The 16,325-nt window shown below is 63.1% G+C and carries 15 protein-coding genes; 5 read left to right on the forward strand and 10 right to left on the reverse strand.

Going from position 1 to position 16,325, the window contains the following annotated elements; genetic code table 11:
* Positions 1 to 239: 239 nt before the first annotated feature.
* The 6 genes from ugpC to G3N95_RS13995 all read right to left on the reverse strand — a co-directional run bounded on the left by ugpC (position 240) and on the right by G3N95_RS13995 (position 6,350).
* Positions 240 to 1,349, reverse strand: a complete 1,110-nt coding sequence (gene ugpC / locus G3N95_RS13970; RefSeq protein WP_205970617.1) for a sn-glycerol-3-phosphate ABC transporter ATP-binding protein UgpC — start codon at positions 1,347 to 1,349, stop codon at positions 240 to 242.
* Between the two features lie 88 nt (positions 1,350 to 1,437).
* Positions 1,438 to 2,133: an HAD-IA family hydrolase gene (locus G3N95_RS13975; RefSeq protein WP_205970618.1), complete on the reverse strand. Its 696-nt coding sequence runs from the start codon at positions 2,131 to 2,133 to the stop codon at positions 1,438 to 1,440.
* Entirely contained in the window at positions 2,130 to 2,996 is an 867-nt protein-coding gene (locus G3N95_RS13980) for a carbohydrate ABC transporter permease (RefSeq protein ID WP_205970619.1), read from the reverse strand. The genes G3N95_RS13975 and G3N95_RS13980 overlap by 4 nt, the downstream gene beginning before the upstream one ends.
* Positions 2,993 to 3,931, reverse strand: a complete 939-nt coding sequence (locus G3N95_RS13985) for a sugar ABC transporter permease (protein ID WP_205970620.1) — start codon at positions 3,929 to 3,931, stop codon at positions 2,993 to 2,995. Before G3N95_RS13985 ends, G3N95_RS13980 begins: the two co-directional genes overlap by 4 nt.
* A gap of 224 nt (positions 3,932 to 4,155) precedes the next feature.
* Positions 4,156 to 5,478, reverse strand: a complete 1,323-nt coding sequence (locus tag G3N95_RS13990; RefSeq protein WP_205970621.1) for a sugar ABC transporter substrate-binding protein — start codon at positions 5,476 to 5,478, stop codon at positions 4,156 to 4,158.
* A gap of 89 nt (positions 5,479 to 5,567) precedes the next feature.
* Positions 5,568 to 6,350, reverse strand: a complete 783-nt coding sequence (locus G3N95_RS13995) for an L-iditol 2-dehydrogenase (protein WP_205970622.1) — start codon at positions 6,348 to 6,350, stop codon at positions 5,568 to 5,570.
* A 289-nt stretch (positions 6,351 to 6,639) separates the two neighbouring features.
* Here G3N95_RS13995 and G3N95_RS14000 point away from each other — a divergent pair, with 289 nt between their 5' ends.
* The 4 genes from G3N95_RS14000 to G3N95_RS14015 are packed head-to-tail and all read left to right on the forward strand — an operon-like array spanning position 6,640 to position 9,840.
* Positions 6,640 to 7,131: a Fur family transcriptional regulator gene (locus G3N95_RS14000; protein WP_241018503.1), complete on the forward strand. Its 492-nt coding sequence runs from the start codon at positions 6,640 to 6,642 to the stop codon at positions 7,129 to 7,131.
* A 57-nt stretch (positions 7,132 to 7,188) separates the two neighbouring features.
* Complete coding sequence (locus G3N95_RS14005; protein WP_205970623.1) at positions 7,189 to 8,118, forward strand: metal ABC transporter solute-binding protein; 930 nt, start codon at positions 7,189 to 7,191, stop codon at positions 8,116 to 8,118.
* Positions 8,115 to 9,056, forward strand: a complete 942-nt coding sequence (locus G3N95_RS14010; protein ID WP_205970625.1) for an ABC transporter ATP-binding protein — start codon at positions 8,115 to 8,117, stop codon at positions 9,054 to 9,056. Before G3N95_RS14005 ends, G3N95_RS14010 begins: the two co-directional genes overlap by 4 nt.
* Complete coding sequence (locus G3N95_RS14015) at positions 9,049 to 9,840, forward strand: metal ABC transporter permease (RefSeq protein WP_205970626.1); 792 nt, start codon at positions 9,049 to 9,051, stop codon at positions 9,838 to 9,840. The genes G3N95_RS14010 and G3N95_RS14015 overlap by 8 nt, the downstream gene beginning before the upstream one ends.
* Positions 9,841 to 9,904: 64 nt before the next feature.
* Here G3N95_RS14015 and fghA read toward each other — a convergent pair whose 3' ends face one another.
* The 3 genes from fghA to G3N95_RS14030 form a co-directional block, all read right to left on the reverse strand.
* Complete coding sequence (gene fghA, locus G3N95_RS14020; RefSeq protein WP_205970628.1) at positions 9,905 to 10,750, reverse strand: S-formylglutathione hydrolase; 846 nt, start codon at positions 10,748 to 10,750, stop codon at positions 9,905 to 9,907.
* Between the two features lie 12 nt (positions 10,751 to 10,762).
* On the reverse strand, positions 10,763 to 11,869 hold the full coding sequence (locus tag G3N95_RS14025) for an S-(hydroxymethyl)glutathione dehydrogenase/class III alcohol dehydrogenase (RefSeq protein ID WP_205970630.1): 1,107 nt from the start codon (positions 11,867 to 11,869) through the stop codon (positions 10,763 to 10,765).
* Positions 11,870 to 12,061: 192 nt separating this feature from the next.
* On the reverse strand, positions 12,062 to 13,486 hold the full coding sequence (locus G3N95_RS14030) for an FGGY family carbohydrate kinase (RefSeq protein ID WP_205970632.1): 1,425 nt from the start codon (positions 13,484 to 13,486) through the stop codon (positions 12,062 to 12,064).
* Positions 13,487 to 13,908: 422 nt separating this feature from the next.
* Here G3N95_RS14030 and G3N95_RS14035 point away from each other — a divergent pair, with 422 nt between their 5' ends.
* Positions 13,909 to 15,324 carry a nucleobase:cation symporter-2 family protein gene (locus G3N95_RS14035; protein ID WP_205970634.1) on the forward strand — a complete coding sequence of 472 codons (1,416 nt, stop codon included), beginning with the start codon at positions 13,909 to 13,911 and terminating at the stop codon, positions 15,322 to 15,324.
* Between the two features lie 73 nt (positions 15,325 to 15,397).
* Here the strand turns inward: G3N95_RS14035 and G3N95_RS14040 are convergent, their stop codons facing one another.
* Positions 15,398 to 15,922 (reverse strand): DNA-binding protein, encoded by a 525-nt coding sequence (locus G3N95_RS14040; protein ID WP_205970636.1) that lies wholly within the window; start codon positions 15,920 to 15,922, stop codon positions 15,398 to 15,400.
* Positions 15,923 to 16,325: the final 403 nt, after the last annotated feature.

Below are 16,325 nucleotides of genomic sequence, written 5' to 3' on the forward strand. Positions count from 1 at the left end.
GGCCGCACGCGAATGTTTGCGCGATCTGACGAGCAATCGCGCGAATGACGTGCTGGGCGGGGTGGACGGATGCCGGACAGAACCACCTGAAGAACGGCTCAGATGCACGCTGTCAGACGATGCACAATTTTGATATGGGATACGGCGCGGAACTATCGGACAAGTCCGAGTCTTCCATAAAGAAAAAGCGCCGTTGCAGCGATGCCGACGGCGCCCTCTTTGCGATGTAAAACGGTGAATCAGGCGGCCAGCACCTCGACGATCTTGCGCTGAAAAGCGTTGCCGTCGCTGTCGAACAGATGGCAGTGATCGGCCGTTGCACCGAGGCGCAGCGTTGCGCCTTTCTCGTGACGTTCGAGCGGCGGAATGCGCGCGATCAGGCCGTCCGGCGCGACGCTGCTTTCGGCGTACAGATACGCCGCATCGCCGAGCGATTCGATGGCCATGATGCGCGCCGACACGCCGTAATCCTGCATGTCGACATGCAGATGCTCGGGGCGAATGCCGACCGTCACCTTGTCGCCTTCTTTCGCGCGGCCCGGCTCGACCAGCACGAGCTGCGTCTCGCCCGTTTCGTACTTGACCAGCACGCCGCTCGCCGTCACCGACTGCACGACGCCTTCGAGGAAGTTCATCTTCGGCGAGCCGATGAAGCCCGCGACAAAGCGGTTCGCCGGTGCGTGATACAGCGTGTTCGGGCTGCCGACCTGCTCCAGATTCCCCGCCGACAACACGACGATCTTGTCCGCGAGCGTCATCGCTTCGACCTGATCGTGCGTCACGTAGATCATCGTCGTCTTCAGCTCGTCGTGAAGGCGCGCGAATTCGAGGCGCATTTTCACGCGCAGCGCGGCGTCGAGGTTCGACAGCGGTTCGTCGAACAGGAACACCTTCGGCTTGCGCGTGATCGCACGGCCGATGGCGACGCGCTGCCGCTGGCCGCCCGACAGTTGCTTCGGCTTGCGCTCGAGCAGGTGATCGATGTGAAGGATCTTCGCGGCGTTGCGCACGGCGGCGTCGATCTCCGGCTTCTTCGTGCCGGCAAGCTTCAGGCCGAACGCCATGTTGTCGTACAGCGTCATGTGCGGATAGAGCGCGTACGACTGGAACACCATCGCGATGCCGCGCTTGGCGGGCGGCACGTCGTTCATGCGCGTGCCGTCGATATTCAGGTCGCCGCCCGAGATGTCTTCGAGGCCGGCAATCATCCGCATCAGCGTGGACTTGCCGCAGCCGCTAGGGCCCACGAACACGACGAACTCGCCGTCCTGAATGTCGAGGTTGATGTTGCGCATCACCTCGTTGTCGTCGTAGGCCTTTCTGATGTTGCGCAGCGTTACGCTTGCCATGATGTGTCTCCAATGTCGACGGGTGTTGGCGCCTTGGCGCTGATGTCCGTCCCGTACGAAATAGTTGCTGTCCCTGCTACGTCGAATCTCACGCCACCGTCACGCGATGCAGCCATTGCGCGACCAGCTCCGGCAAAAGCTTCATGTCGTCGAATATGTGTTGCGCGCCGAGCTGCCGCAGCGTGTCGACCTGCTCGTCGCTCGCATGCCCGCCGCCGATAAAGCCATACACCGTCATGCCCGCCGCCGTCGCCGCCGTTACGCCCGCCACGCTGTCCTCGATCACGAGGCACGCTTCGGGGTTCACGCCGATCGCGCGCGCGGCGGCGAGATAGACGTCGGGAGCGGGCTTCGGCGCCTCGACGGTATCCGCGCAGAACAGACGGGTTCCGAAGTGCTTCACGAGACCCGTGCGCTCGAGCACCGCTTCGACGTAGCCGCGATCGCTGTTGCTCGCGCAGGCCTTCGTCAGCGGGATTTGCGCGAGCGCCGCATCGATGCCTTCGACCATCGGCGCCTTGACGGCCGACGCGCCGACCGACACGCGGATCGCGTCGATATCGTCCGCCGTCAACGTCATGCCGAGCGCCGAGGCCGCACCTTGCAGCACGCGCTCGGTGCGCAGCCCGAGGAGCGGCATCACGACGGGCGCGATGTCGAGGCCGGGCCAGCGCGCTTCCAGTTGCTGCACGATGACCGTGGCCGCGACGGCTTCGCTGTCGATCAGCACGCCGTCGCAGTCGCAGATCAGCGCGAGGTTCGCGTCGGTTCTGAGGTCCGTCACTTGACCGCCCCGAAGGTAAGGCCACGCACCAGCTGTTTCTGCGAAACCCAGCCGACGATCAGGATCGGCGCCACGGCCAGCAGCGACGCCGCCGACAGCTTCGCCCAGAACAGCCCTTCAGGACTCGAGTACGACGCGATGAACACGGTCAGCGGCGCGGCGTTCGAACTGGACAGGTTGATGCTCCAGAACGCTTCGTTCCACGACAGGATCACCAGCAGCAGCGCCGTCGATGCGAGACCCGGTAACGACATCGGCATCAGCAGATAGACGATCTCCTGCCACGTCGCCGCGCCGTCGATCCGCCCCGCTTCGAGAATGTCGCGCGGAATTTCGGCGAAGTACGTGAACGACATCCACACGGCAATCGGCAGATTGATCAGCGTGTAGACGATCACGAGTCCGCTGACGGTATCGAGCAGACCGCTGTTCTTCCACAGCAGATAGATCGGCACCAGCACGCCGACGGACGGCATCATCTTCGTCGACAGCATCCACAGCAGCACCTTCTGCGTGCGCCGGGTCGGGAAGAACGCCATCGCATAGGCGCACGGCACCGCCAGAATCAGGCACAGCAGCGTGACACCGACCGAGATCAGGATCGAGTTCCACGCGAAGCCGAAGTAATTGCTGCGCGCGAACACTTCGCGGAAGCTCTCCAGCGTCGGCGTGAAAAACAGCGACGACGCGTAAGCCTGCTGCTCCGTCTTGAATGCCGTGATGGTCATCCAGAAGATCGGGAAGAACAGCAGCAGCGCGATGAACCACGCGAGGATGCCCGGAATGCTGCGGCCGACGATTGCGAGCGGCGAATTGACCTTCGTCGGCTTCGTCGTGACAGGTGTAGCGGCAAGCTGGCTCATTTTTCGTACTCCCCTTTCAGGTTCTTCGCGAGCATGCGCACGAGGAAGAACGACACGATGTTCGCGAGCACCACGGCGAGAATCCCGCCTGCGGAAGCAAGGCCGACGTCGAACTGTTGCAGGCCGAGCGCGTAGATCAGGTAAGACAGGTTGGTCGTCGCGTTGCCCGGACCGCCGCCCGTCGTCGTGTAGATTTCGGCGAAGATCGACAGCAGGAAAATGGTTTCCATCATCACGACCACGGCGATCGCGCGTTTCAGGTGCGGCAGCGTGATGAAGAAGAACATCGCGAACGGACCGGCGCCGTCGATTTTCGCGGCTTCCTTCTGCTCCTGATCGAGCGACTGGATCGCCGTGAAGAGAATCAGGAACGCGAACGGTAACCACTGCCACGCGACGATGATGATGACGGACGTCAATGGATAATCCGCGAACCAGTCGATCGGCGCGAGCCCGACCGCGCGCATGCCGTCTGCGATGAGCCCGTACACCGGGTGCAGGATCATGTTCTTCCAGATCAGCGCGGAGACGGTCGGCATCACGAAGAACGGTGCGATCGCGAGTAATCGTGCGATGCCCTGCCCGTAGAACTTGCGGTCGAACAGCACCGAGAGCAGCACACCGCCGACCACGGTGATGAGCAGCACGGCGATGATCAACTCCAGCGTGTGGGCGATCGATGGACCGAACGCCGGATCGCTGGCGAGATACTTGTAGTTGTCGAGCCCTGTGAAACCCTTTTCATCCGGGTTCAGCAAGTTGTAGCGCGAGAACGAAAACCAGATCGTCATCGCGAGTGGAATGGCCATCCACAGGACGAGGACGCCGACGGATGGTGTCACCAGCCAGCGCGCGTGCGCGGCCTTGCGCTCTTCGCGCTCGTGTTCGGTCTGGGGTTCGGCATGCATGAGGGGTAGACGCAAGTGTTGACGCATGATGGACCACCTCTTGGGTAGTGCGCGGGCCGCGGGGGCGTGCGGCTCACTGTGCTGCCAGGAGTCCGGCTGACGATGCATTGACCTGCACTGTCGGCCGGCGTTGTGCATCGGTTCCGGCTGGGTGCTGCTTCCCTGCGAGGCTACGGGTAGGGTCTTGGACACGCCGTCCGCGTGGGGTGAAGCAGACGGCGTGCCAATTTCACAGCAGGCGTAACGCGGGCTTACTTCTGATAGCCCGCCTGCTTCACGGCGCGGTCCGCCGTCGCGTTGCCTGCTGCCAGCGCCTGATCGACCGACATCTGGCCTGCCACCGCACCCGAGATGCTCTGACCGACCACCGTGCCGAACGACTGGAACTCAGGGATACCGACGAACTGCACGCCCGTGTACGGCACGGGCTTCGCCGTCGGATGCGTCGGGTCGGCCGTTTCGATGGCCTTCAGCACGAAATCGGCGAACGGTGCGGCCTGCTTGTATTCAGGACGCGCATACGTCGACTGACGCGTGCCCGGCGGCACCGACGCCCAGCCTTCATCCTTCGCGGCGAGTTCGATGTACTGCTTCGACGTCGCCCACGTGATGAACTTCTTGGCCGCGTCGGCCTGCTTCGACGACTTCGGAATCGCCAGCGCCCACGCCCACAGCCAGTGCGAGCCATTCGGCGTGGCTTGCGTCGGCGCAGCCGCGAATCCGACCTTGTCCGAGATCTGCGATTGCTGCTTGTTGTAAAGCATGCCGGCCGCAACCGTCGCGTCGATCCACATCGCGCACTTGCCCGACGACATCAGCGTGAGGTTTTCGTTGAAGCCGTTCGAGCTCGCTCCCGGAGGGCCGTCCTTCTTCAGCAGATCGACGTAGAACGACACCGCCTTCTTCCACTCCGGCGTGGTCAGCTGCGCGTGCCACTTTTCGTCGAACCAGCGTCCGCCGAACGTGTTCACGAGCGTCGTCACGTACGCCATGTTCTCGCCCCAGCCTGCCTTGCCGCGCAGACAGATGCCGTAGGTGCCTGCCGCTTTGTCGGTGAGCTTGTCGGCAAACTGGGCGATCTGGTCGTAGGTCGGGTTGTCGGGCATCTTCAGGCCCTTCGCCGCGAACAGATCCTTGCGGTAATACGTCATCGAGCTTTCGACGTAAAACGGCAGCGCGTACAGCGAGCCGTTGTAAGAAAGACCGTCGCGCGCCGTCTTCACGACGTCGTTCAGATCGTAATCGGCGGGCAGGTCGGTGAGCGGCGTGAGCCAGCCGCGCTTGCCCCATTGCGGCGTTTCATACGCGCCGATCGTCATCACGTCGAACTGGCCGCTGCCCGTCGTGATGTCCGTCGTCGCGCGCTGACGCAGCACGTTCTCTTCCAGAATCACCCAGTTGAGCTTGATGTCGGGATTCGCTTTCTCGAATGCCGGCGACAGCTTCTTCAGCTCGATCATGTCCGGGTTGTTCAATGTCGCGATCGTCACGGTCGCCGCGTTGGCGCTGAAAGCAGCGCACGCGAGCGCCGCTGTGCCGAATGCGTTGAGCGCGGGTTTGCAGGTGGGCTTCATCGTTTGTCTCCTTTATTCGTACTTGCGTTTTGGTACGTGACCGGCGGATGCGTGTGCGCCGGGTAGCGGTTGCGGCGAATGAATGCCCGTCAGCTCATCCAGTTGCCGCCGTCGACGTTCAGGGTTTGCGCGGTGATGTAATCCGCATCGGACGATGCGAGGAACAGCGCCGCCCCCGTCAGATCCGCAGGCAGCCCCATCCTGCCCAGCGGCACCGCTTCACCGACGAGACGCTTCTTCTCGCCGAGCGGCCGGTTTTCGTAACGCGCGAAGAGTGCATCGACCTGCTCCCACATCGGCGTATCGACGACGCCTGGTGCGATGCCGTTCACGTTGATCTGGTGCGGCGCGAGCGCGAGCGCGGCGGACTGCGTATAGCTGAGCACGGCTGCCTTGGTCGCGCAGTAGTGCGACACGAGCGCCTCGCCGCGGCGGCCCGCCTGCGACGACATATTGATGATCTTGCCGCCATGGCCTTGCTCGACCATGCGCTTTGCGACAGCCTGCATCAGAAAGAACATGCCTTTCACGTTGACCGCGAAAAGCTTGTCGAAGATGTCCCAGGATTCGTCGAGGAGCGGCCGCATGTCGAACAGCGCCGCGTTGTTGAAGAGAATGTCGATCTGGCCGAAACGCTGCACCGTCTGCTCGACGATGCGCGCGATGTCTTCGCGCTTCGTGACGTCCGCACTCACGGTCAACACGCGATCGCCGTCCGATTCGCGCAGCGCATGCGCGAAATCGCTCGCCGGCTTCACGTCCACCAGCACGCAGCGCGCGCCCTCTTCGAGATATCGCCGGGCCACTGCCTCGCCGATACCGCTCGCCGCGCCGGTGAGAATCGCCACCTTGCCTTGCAGTCGGGCTGTCACAACCTGTCTCCGGTTCGTTTGATTCTTCGATCGATGTTTCGATCAGCATGAGCTAACGCTCGGTGATCGAGCAATTGCTCTCGTTGTGATCGAATGATCGGATACGCGTCCGGTCATGTCAAGGCGCGCCGCGCAATTTCGATGGTGCAGCGCGGCAGCGCCAAAAAGGTTCGTCCAAGGCTGTCTTACTAAGAATCGGCGATGACTTTGCAACGGGCAATGACATTTTTTCGAGATACGTTATATCATTGCGCCTTCGTTCAATCCGACGTTGCCCAGAGTTCGTCCGATGCCTCGCTCATCCGATCTTCATGCCGCTGTCCCCGCCGGTCAGGCGGCCCGGCTAGCGCACAAGCTCGCGCGCGCCGATGCGCTCGCCGCCGAGCGCGGTCTCGCACTGACCACCCTGCGCCGCCAGGTCTACACGCTGATCGCAGAGAGCGAGCGTCCCGTCGGCGCGTACGATCTGCTCGCCGCGCTGGAGCCGCAGCGCGGCCGCGTGCCGCCGACCACCGTCTATCGCGCGCTCGAATTCCTCGTCGAGCATGGCTTCGTGCATCGGATCGAATCGAAGAACGCGTTTTTTGCGTGCTGCCAGATGGGCGAGCCGCATCAAAGCCAGTTCCTGATGTGCGACGCATGCGGCGAAACCGTCGAGATTCCCGGCGATGGACTGGCCACGCAGTTGTCGCACAGCGCGCCCGCACACGGATTCGAAGTGCATCACCAGGTCGTCGAGCTGAGCGGTCTGTGCGCCGCCTGCAAGCACGGCCACGCCTGACGCCCACACTCGCTATTCCATCCAACCCAGACGCCTCTGAGTCAACAGGTCATCCCGATGAAGAAGAACAATTCGATGTGGAAGTTTCTGACGCGCGCCGCCGCGTCGACGGTGTTTGCTTTTGCGCTCGGCCAGTCCGCGTGCGCGCAGGAGGCGAAAATTCCCGTCGTCGCGGCGGAGAATTTCTACGGCGACGTCGTGCAGCAACTGGGCGGCGACCGCGTCGACGTGACGAGCATTCTCAGCAATCCGGATCAGGATCCGCATCTGTTCGAAGCGAGCCCGAAGACAGCGCGCGCGTTGCAGCACGCGAGCCTTGTCGTCTACAACGGCGCCGATTACGATCCGTGGATGACGAAGCTGCTGAACGCGTCGAAGAGCAATGGGCGCAAGACCATCGTCGCGGCGGAACTCACCGGCAAGAAGAGCGGCGACAATCCGCATCTGTGGTACGACCCGTCGACGATGCCCGCCGTCGCGCGCGCGGTGAGCGCGGCACTCGCTTCGGCTGATCCTTCGCACAAGGCGGCGTATGATGCGAACCTCGCGAAGTTTCTCGGCTCGCTCAAGCCGATCGGCGACAAGGTCGCGGCGCTGCGCAGCCAGTACGCGCACGTGAGCGTGACGGCAACAGAGCCTGTGTTCGGCTACATGTCGGATGCGATCGGCCTCGACATGCGCAACCAGCGTTTCCAGCTGGCCGCAATGAACGATACGGAAGCGAGCGCGTCGGATATCGCCGCATTCGAGCGCGATCTTCGCGAGCGGCGGGTGCACGCTCTGATCTATAACAGCCAGGCAACCGAGGCCCTGACCAAACGCATGCTGAAACTCGCGCAGCAATCGCACGTGCCGACGGTGAGCGTGACGGAGACGCAACCCGCCGGCCAGAACTACCAGCAATGGATGCTGGCGCAACTCGATGCGCTCGGCAACGCGCTCGCCGCGAGCAACACCGGCAGCGCGAACAAGGGAAAGACTCAATGAACACGCCTCGCCGCCAGGGATCGTCGGGCACGTCCCCCGTGCTCGAACTCGATCGCGTGACGCTCGAACTCGGCGACCGCACGATCCTGCGCGACACCAGCTTCACGATCAACCAGGGCGAATTCATCGGCGTGCTCGGGCCCAACGGCGCGGGCAAGACGACGCTGATGCGCTCGGTGCTCGGCCTCGTGCCTGCAGCGAACGGGACGGTTCGCGTGCTAGGCGAACCCGTCGTGCGCGGCAATCCGTCGATCGGCTATATGCCTCAGACGCGCAGCGCGCTCGCCGGCCGGCGCGTACGCGGCCGCGACTTCGTGGCGATGGCCGCGGACGGGCATCGCTGGGGCTTGCCGCATGCCGACGCCAAGGCGCGCGCCGATGTCGACCGCGTGCTGGAACTGGTCGGCGGCAGCGCGCTCGCCGCGCGTCCGCTGTCGGAGCTGTCGGGCGGCGAGCGCCAGCGGCTGCTGCTCGCACAGTGCCTGCTCGGCAATCCGCGTCTGCTGCTGCTCGACGAACCCTTGATCAGCCTCGATCCGCATCATCAGAAAACCGTCGTCGAACTGGTCAAACGCGTGCAGCAGGAACTCGGCATCGCCGTGCTGTTCTCGGCGCACGAGCTCAATCCGCTGCTGCATGCGCTCGACCGCGTGCTGTATCTCGGCAACGGCGTCGCGGCGCTCGGCACCGTCGATGAGGTGATCACGAAGCCGGTGCTCTCGCGCCTTTACGGCTCGACCATCGACGTGATGCGCGTGAACGGCCGCATCTTCGTGATGTCGGGTGACTTCGATGTAGAAAAGCACGATCACGAACACGAAGACGACGACCATCAGCACGGCGAGCCGCACGGGCACGGGCATTCGCACGGCCACGCGCATGGGTCGAAAGAGACTCACCACCACGCCTCACGCGACGGACACACGCACGATGTTTGAATACGATTTCATGGTGAACGCCTTCGCGGCGTCGGGGATTGTGGCCGTGCTGTCGGGCATCGTCGGCTATTTCCTCGTGATGCGTGGGCAGACCTTCGCGGGCCATGCGCTATCGCACGTCGGCTTCACGGGCGCGACGGGCGCGGTGCTGATCGGCATTTCGCCGATCTGGGGGATGATCGGCTTCACGCTCGCGGCGGGCGTCGGCATGGGCGCGCTCGGCGAAAAGCTGGCGGGGCGCGATGTCGCCATCGGCGTGATCCTGTCGCTGGCGCTCGGCTTCGGTCTGCTGTTTCTGCATTTCTTCACCGCGTATGCGACGCAGGTGACCGCGCTGCTGTTCGGCAACGTGCTCGGCGTCAGTTCGTCGACGCTGGCCGTGCTCGCGGCGCTCGGCGTCGTCAGTCTGATCGCGCTGGCTGCGATCATGCGCCCGTTGCTGTTCGCTTCACTGCAGCCCGAACTGGCGGAAGCGAAAGGCGTGTCGCTGCGGCTCGTGTCGGTGCTGTTTCTCGCCATCGCGGCGCTTGCCGTGGCCGCGTGCACGCAGATTGTCGGCGTGTTGCTCGTGTTCACGCTGATGGTCGGACCGGCCGCCGCCGCGCAAAACCTGTCGACGCGTCTGTCCGTCGGACTCGTACTCGCCGCGCTGCTCGCGCTTGCGCAAGCGTGGATCGGCGTGACGCTCGCTTTCTACACCGACTGGCCGACGAGCTTCTGGATCACGCTGCTCGCGGCGCTGGTCTACGGAGCGAGCTTGTTGATGCAACACATGCGCAGATAACATGAAAAAACGGGGTGGCTGATGAGCCACCCCGTTTTGCTTTCGACGCTTCCCGCCTTGAAGTTCAGCCGAGCAATACCTTCGCGTGATGCGCGAGGTGATCCTCGATGAACGTCGAAATGAAGAAGTAGCCGTGGTCGTAGCCTTCATGCCGACGCAGCGTGAGCGGCTGACCGGCCGCCTTGCACGCTGCTTCGAACACGTCAGGGTTCAACTGCTGCGCGAGAAAGTTATCGGCGAGCCCCTGATCCACCAGAATCCCCTCGGCGAATTTGCGTGACGCCTTGCCGACGAGTTCGCTCGCGTCATAGTGCTTCCACGCTTCACGATCCGCGCCCAGATAGCCACTGAAAGCTTTCTCGCCCCACGGGCAACGCGTCGGCGCGGCAATCGGCGCGAATGCCGACACCGACCGATAGATGTCCGGGTTGCGCAGCGCGAGCATCAGCGCGCCGTGACCGCCCATCGAATGCCCGAAGATGCCGAGCCGTTCGCCGTCGACGGGCAATTCATCGACGACGGTCTCGCGCAGTTCGTCCCGTACATACGAGTACATCCGATAGTGCTTCCCCCACGGTTCCTGCGTCGCATCGACATAGAAACCTGCACCCACGCCGAAGTCCCACGAGTCCGTCTCGCCTGGCACGCCTGCGCCGCGCGGGCTGGTATCGGGTGCGATCAGCGCGATGCCATGCTGCGCGGCGAAGCGCTGCGCACCCGCCTTGATCGGAAACGTCTCTTCGGTGCAGGTCAGCCCGGCGAGATAGAACAGCGCCGGCACCTTCTTCTGCGACGCCTCTTTCGGCATGAAGACGGAAAAGCGCATCGGCAGCCCGATCGCCTTCGACTCGTGCTTGTAGATTCGCTGCGTGCCGCCGAACGACGCGTGCGATTCGATCAGTTCGAGCATCGCGCCACTCCCTTAGTAGATGACGACCGAGCGGATCGACTCGCCCTTCTTCATCAGGTCGAAGCCTTCGTTGATCTGGTCGAGTTTCAGGTGATGGGTGATCAGGTCGTCGATGTTGATCTTGCCTTCCATGTACCAGTCGACGATCTTCGGCACGTCCGTACGGCCGCGTGCGCCGCCGAACGCCGAGCCCTTCCACTCGCGGCCCGTGACCAGCTGGAACGGACGCGTGCTGATTTCCTGGCCGGCCGCCGCCACGCCGATGATGAACGACTGGCCCCAACCCTTGTGCGTGCATTCGAGCGCCTGGCGCATCAGCGTGGTATTGCCGACGCACTCGAACGAGTAATCCGCGCCGCCATCCGTGAGCTGCACGATGTGGTCGACCACGTTCTCGACTTCGTTCGGGTTGATGAAGTGCGTCATGCCGAACTTCTTCGCGAGTTCGACGCGGCCCGGATTGATGTCGACGCCGATGATCTTGTCGGCGCCGACCATTTTCGCGCCTTGAATCACATTGAGGCCGATGCCGCCGAGACCAAACACGACGACATTCGCGCCCGCTTCGACCTTCGCCGAATACACGACAGCGCCGACACCCGTCGTGACACCGCAACCGATGTAGCAGACCTTGTCGAACGGTGCGTCTTCACGAATCTTCGCGACCGCGATTTCCGGCACGACGATGTAGTTCGAGAACGTGGACGTGCCCATGTAATGAAACAGCGGCTTGCCGTCGAGCGAGAAGCGCGAGGTCGCATCGGGCATCAGGCCCTTGCCTTGCGTCGCGCGGATCGCCTGACACAGGTTCGTCTTGCGCGACAGACAGAACTTGCACTGACGGCATTCGGGCGTGTAGAGCGGAATGACGTGATCGCCCTTTTTCAGCGTGCCGACGCCAGGACCCGTATCGACGACGACGCCCGCGCCTTCATGGCCGAGGATCGCGGGAAAGAGACCTTCCGGATCGGCACCCGACAACGTGTAGTAGTCGGTATGGCAAATGCCCGTTGCCTTCACTTCGATCAGCACTTCACCGGCGCGCGGACCTTCGAGGTCGACTTCTTCGATCGTCAACGGTGCGCCTGCTTTCCATGCGATTGCTGCTTTCGTCTTCATCGTGAATACTCCTGTAGTTCCTTGAACCTGTTATCCGACTGTTCCTGCGAATCCGTTGGCTGATTGCCGCGAACCGTTGCGGCCCGCATTGTCCCTTATGCTCGCGCGCCGCGCTCCGAACATGATCGCGCATCTGCAAGGCGCGTGAATGGCAAGCCGCGTCGCGCGATTGTCCTCATGCGACGGCGCGCGTCACGTGGACGGCTGTGCGAACCAGGGCTCGACGCGGCCGTAAAGATCGATGAAGCGCGCATAACGCGCGGCGAGTTGCGCGTCGTCCTGCGGCCCGGCGACGCGCGTTGCGGCAGGGGCTAGCGCAGCGAGATCGCCTGCATGCCAATGCCCTGCTGCGATGCCACCGAGTAGGGCAGCGCCACGTGCGGCCGCGTTCGGGCAATCGACGGCGTGCAGTTCCACCTGCAGCGTATCGGCGAGCAACTGCCGCCAACGTGGATCGACGGAACCGCCGCCCGCGAGGCGCACCGCCGGTACACGCGCACCGCTTTGCCGGATCGCATCGAGTCCTGCGCGCAACGAGAACGCGACGCCTTCGAATGCCGCGCGCATCATCGCGCCCCGCGACATGCCGAGCGCAAGGCCCAGCCATCCGCCACGCGCGGCGGGATTGAGCCACGGCGTGCGCTCGCCCGTCAGATACGGTAGAAACGTGAGGTCGGGTGCGGCATCGCACGCGAACGCATCGCGATAGGCGTCCGGCCATTCATACGACAGCCAGCCGCGCACGGCTTCAAGCGCGACGCCGACGTTCTGCATGGCGGCCATCCGATACCAGTGATCCGTCGCGGCCCGATAGCAATGCAGCCCTGTCACCGCGTCGGGTTCCTCGTTCGCGAGCACGAGAATCTGGCCGCCCGTGCCTGTCGTCAACAGAGCATCGCCGTCGCCGGCCAGTCCGCTGCCGAGCGCAGCGCAGGGCGTGTCGCCCGCACCGGTCGCAAGCAAAATGCCCGCGGGCAAACCGAGCGCCTGCGCCGCTTCATCCGACAGCGTGCCGCCCGCGGCATACGACGGCGCCAGCGGCGCGAACCAGTCGCCTGGCAATCCAAGCCGGTCGAACAATGCGCGATCCCAGGCGCCGGACGGTTCTGCGAGCGCGGTCGCGCAAGCATCCGATGGATCGGTTGCGATCGCGCCGCCCAGTTTGAAGCGCAGCCAGTCTTTTGGCTGCAAGGCCCAGCGTGCAGCATGCAGCGATTGCGGTTCGTGCAGCGCGACCCACCGCAACAGCGGACCTGCCATGCCGGGCGCAACGGGATTGGGCTGTGGCGCGGGCCATGCATCCAGTAAGGACAAGGCCCGTGTGTCGGGCCACAGCATCGCGGGACGCACGGCATTGCCATGCGCGTCGCTCAGCACGACACCATGCATCTGACCGGAAAAGCCGATCGCTCGCACTGCCCTGCGTTGCGAATCAGGCAACCGCGCGGCCGCTTCGCACAGCGCGCGCCACCAGACTTGCGGGTCGATTTCCGCCCAGCCGGGATGCGGCGTGTCGATTGCATACGCGATGCTCGTCGAGCATTGCTCGCGGCCTTCATCGTCGATGATCGCGAGCTTCAGCGAACCTGTACCGAGATCGATGCCAAGAAAGGACATGAATGCGATGCGTTGAGTAAGCGGTTGCTATGGATGATTTTTCGCGCACTTCGAGGGTATTGCGCGTGCCTGCTTTGCACGGCAGACCGCGGACAGCCATTGTCACACGTCACGCTCGCCCGCGAGGGTTAACCCACCCCCGATTTCGCGCACTCCGAAAACGCATTATGTGCGAACCGCAATACACATCATATGGGCACGCATACGTCGCGGCGGCATGCCGTGTTGATGAATTTCCCGCAAGCCACCACACCATAAGGGCCCGCGGCGAATTTACGCGATCTCGCATAACTTGAGCGTTCCAAATCTGGTTCGCGCATATCGTCGCGGCAAAGGTTGAAATAGGGAGGCGTGGTCTTGTCGCGCTTTTTCGTCCCGCATACCTTGGAGTCATCCCAAAACGAGATGTGGAGAGAGACAAGATGCACTCGAACACGGTTCATCCGTGCGACGAGCGACTGCCCTTCGGCCAGTTGCTGACGCTCGGCATTCAGCACGTACTGGTGATGTATGCAGGGGCCGTCGCCGTGCCGCTGATTATCGGCAGCGCGCTCAAGCTCCCGAAAGAGCAGATCGCATTTCTGATCAGCGCCGATCTCTTTTCCTGCGGGATCGCCACATTGATCCAGACGCTCGGCCTGTGGATCTTCGGGATCCGGCTGCCAGTGATCATGGGTTGCACGTTCGCCGCTGTCGGTCCGATGGTCGCGATCGGCACGAATCCGAGCCTCGGCATACTCGATATCTTCGGGTCGACCATCGCGGCGGGCGTGATAGGCATCGTCGTTGCACCGATGATCGGCAAGCTGCTGCGCTTCTTTCCGCCCGTCGTGGTGGGCGTGGTGATTTCGGTGATCGGGCTTTCGCTGATGGAAGTCGGCATCAACTGGGCAGCGGGCGGCGTCGGCAATCCGGATTACGGCAATCCCATCTATCTCGGCCTGTCGCTCGTCGTACTCACGCTGATCCTGCTCATCAACAAGTTCGGCAAAGGCTTCATTGCGAATATTTCCGTGCTGCTCGGCATCGTCGCGGGCTTCGTGATTGCCGCTCTGCTGGGCCGCGTGAACATGGAAGGCGTGACGAATGCACCGTGGGTCGGTTTCGTCATGCCGTTCCACTTCGGCCTGCCGCACTTCGATCCGCTTTCCATCGCGACGATGGTGACCGTGATGTTCGTCACGTTCATTGAATCCACGGGGATGTTCCTCGCGGTCGGCGACATGGTGGAGCGTCCCGTCGACCAGAAGGCCCTTGTTCGCGGTCTGCGCGTGGACGGCCTCGGCACGCTGATCGGCGGCATCTTCAACTCGTTCCCGCACACGTCGTTCTCGCAGAACGTCGGTTTGATCGGCGTGACGGGCGTGAAGAGCCGCTTCGTCTGCGCGATGGGCGGCGTGATCCTCGTGCTGCTCGGCCTGTTCCCGAAGATGGCTCAGGTGGTCGCATCCGTGCCCGCCTTCGTGCTCGGCGGCGCAGGCATCGTGATGTTCGGCATGGTGGCCGCAAATGGCATCAAGGTGCTGTCAAAGGTCGACTTCGTGAAGAACCATCACAACCTCTTCATCGTCGCAGTGAGCATCGGTCTTGGACTCGTGCCCGTCGTCTCGCCGCATTTCTTCTCGAAGCTGCCGCCTGCCTTGTCACCGCTTCTGCACAGCGGCATTCTGTTGGCGTCGGTTTCGGCCGTCGTGCTGAACCTGATCTTCAATGGTGTGAAGGGCGAGCGCGCCGCCAAGCGCGACATTCGCCGCGCCGGCCACGACTTCGACGGACGCGGCGGCAATGACGACGCCGTCGCCGGTGACGAAATGCTGCGTGCCGCCGACATGCATTAAGCAGACGCCGCAACAAACTGAACCTGCGTGCGCATGACTCTGGTCATGCGCACGCAGCGTTTCTTCCAGACGATCACGCGACCAGGTTGTTGAAGTGTCGCGTCACCTTCGGCTCCAGATCGCGAGCCTCCTTCATCAGATTGATCTGCTTCGCCGACCTTGCGACCTCGAAGACTTCCGGCGCAATGTCATAGTCGCCGCGATCGTGCATCCATTCGAGCACATCGGACAGATGCCAAAGCGACGTGCTGCCCTCGTGCACAGGCGCCGGGAAGTCCGTGGCGTGCGATTGCATCAGCTTGCGCATGTTCTGACGCGAGACGCCCGCCACTTCCGCGACATCCGTGAGCCCGACAAAGTCCGGCGCAGCCTCGACGATCTGCGCAGTCGGCACAGCGCGACGCACGTCCTTCAATGCGCTGACGAGCGCATGCGTCGCGCTTTTCGCCTCGCGCGCGAACGCGAGCGCAAGTCGTCCCGGTTGACCGACACCAATGGTTGCGTCGTCGCAACCTTCCGCCGCGAGTCGCTCCACGATGTCGTCGTGATCACAGTCTTCCGCGCTCAGGCGGTACTTCAATGTGAAGGTGTATTCCATGTCTGCCCCTTTTCCTTTCCTTGCTGCTCCTGTTGCTGCCCTTGCGAATCACGTTCACACGCACGCTTTGCTCCCGCGATGACGTGCAGTGAAATGACCTTCTGACGGTGCGGCGCGCAGTTCTCAACAATGCGCCGCAACGTTCTTGCATGACTCCCGGCGTTACGGGGCGTGCACCAGATACTGGCGATGCAAAACTCGCCGCATCTGCATGTCGCGTCGTGGTAGGGACAATACATTCGCCCCCACGCGTGGCCGTTGCCTGCGGCAGGCGCGACACGCCAGCCGTTTGCTTCCGCATAGCCGAGTGCCGACTCGACTTCCTTCTTTGAATGACTTCGACGATTCATGAACAGCTCCAGTCTAAGGCGTATCTCACATGGTTGTCAATTGACAACTTAGA

Origin of the sequence: Paraburkholderia sp. Tr-20389, assembly GCF_017104565.1 — a bacterium.
Lineage (GTDB): Bacteria > Pseudomonadota > Gammaproteobacteria > Burkholderiales > Burkholderiaceae > Paraburkholderia.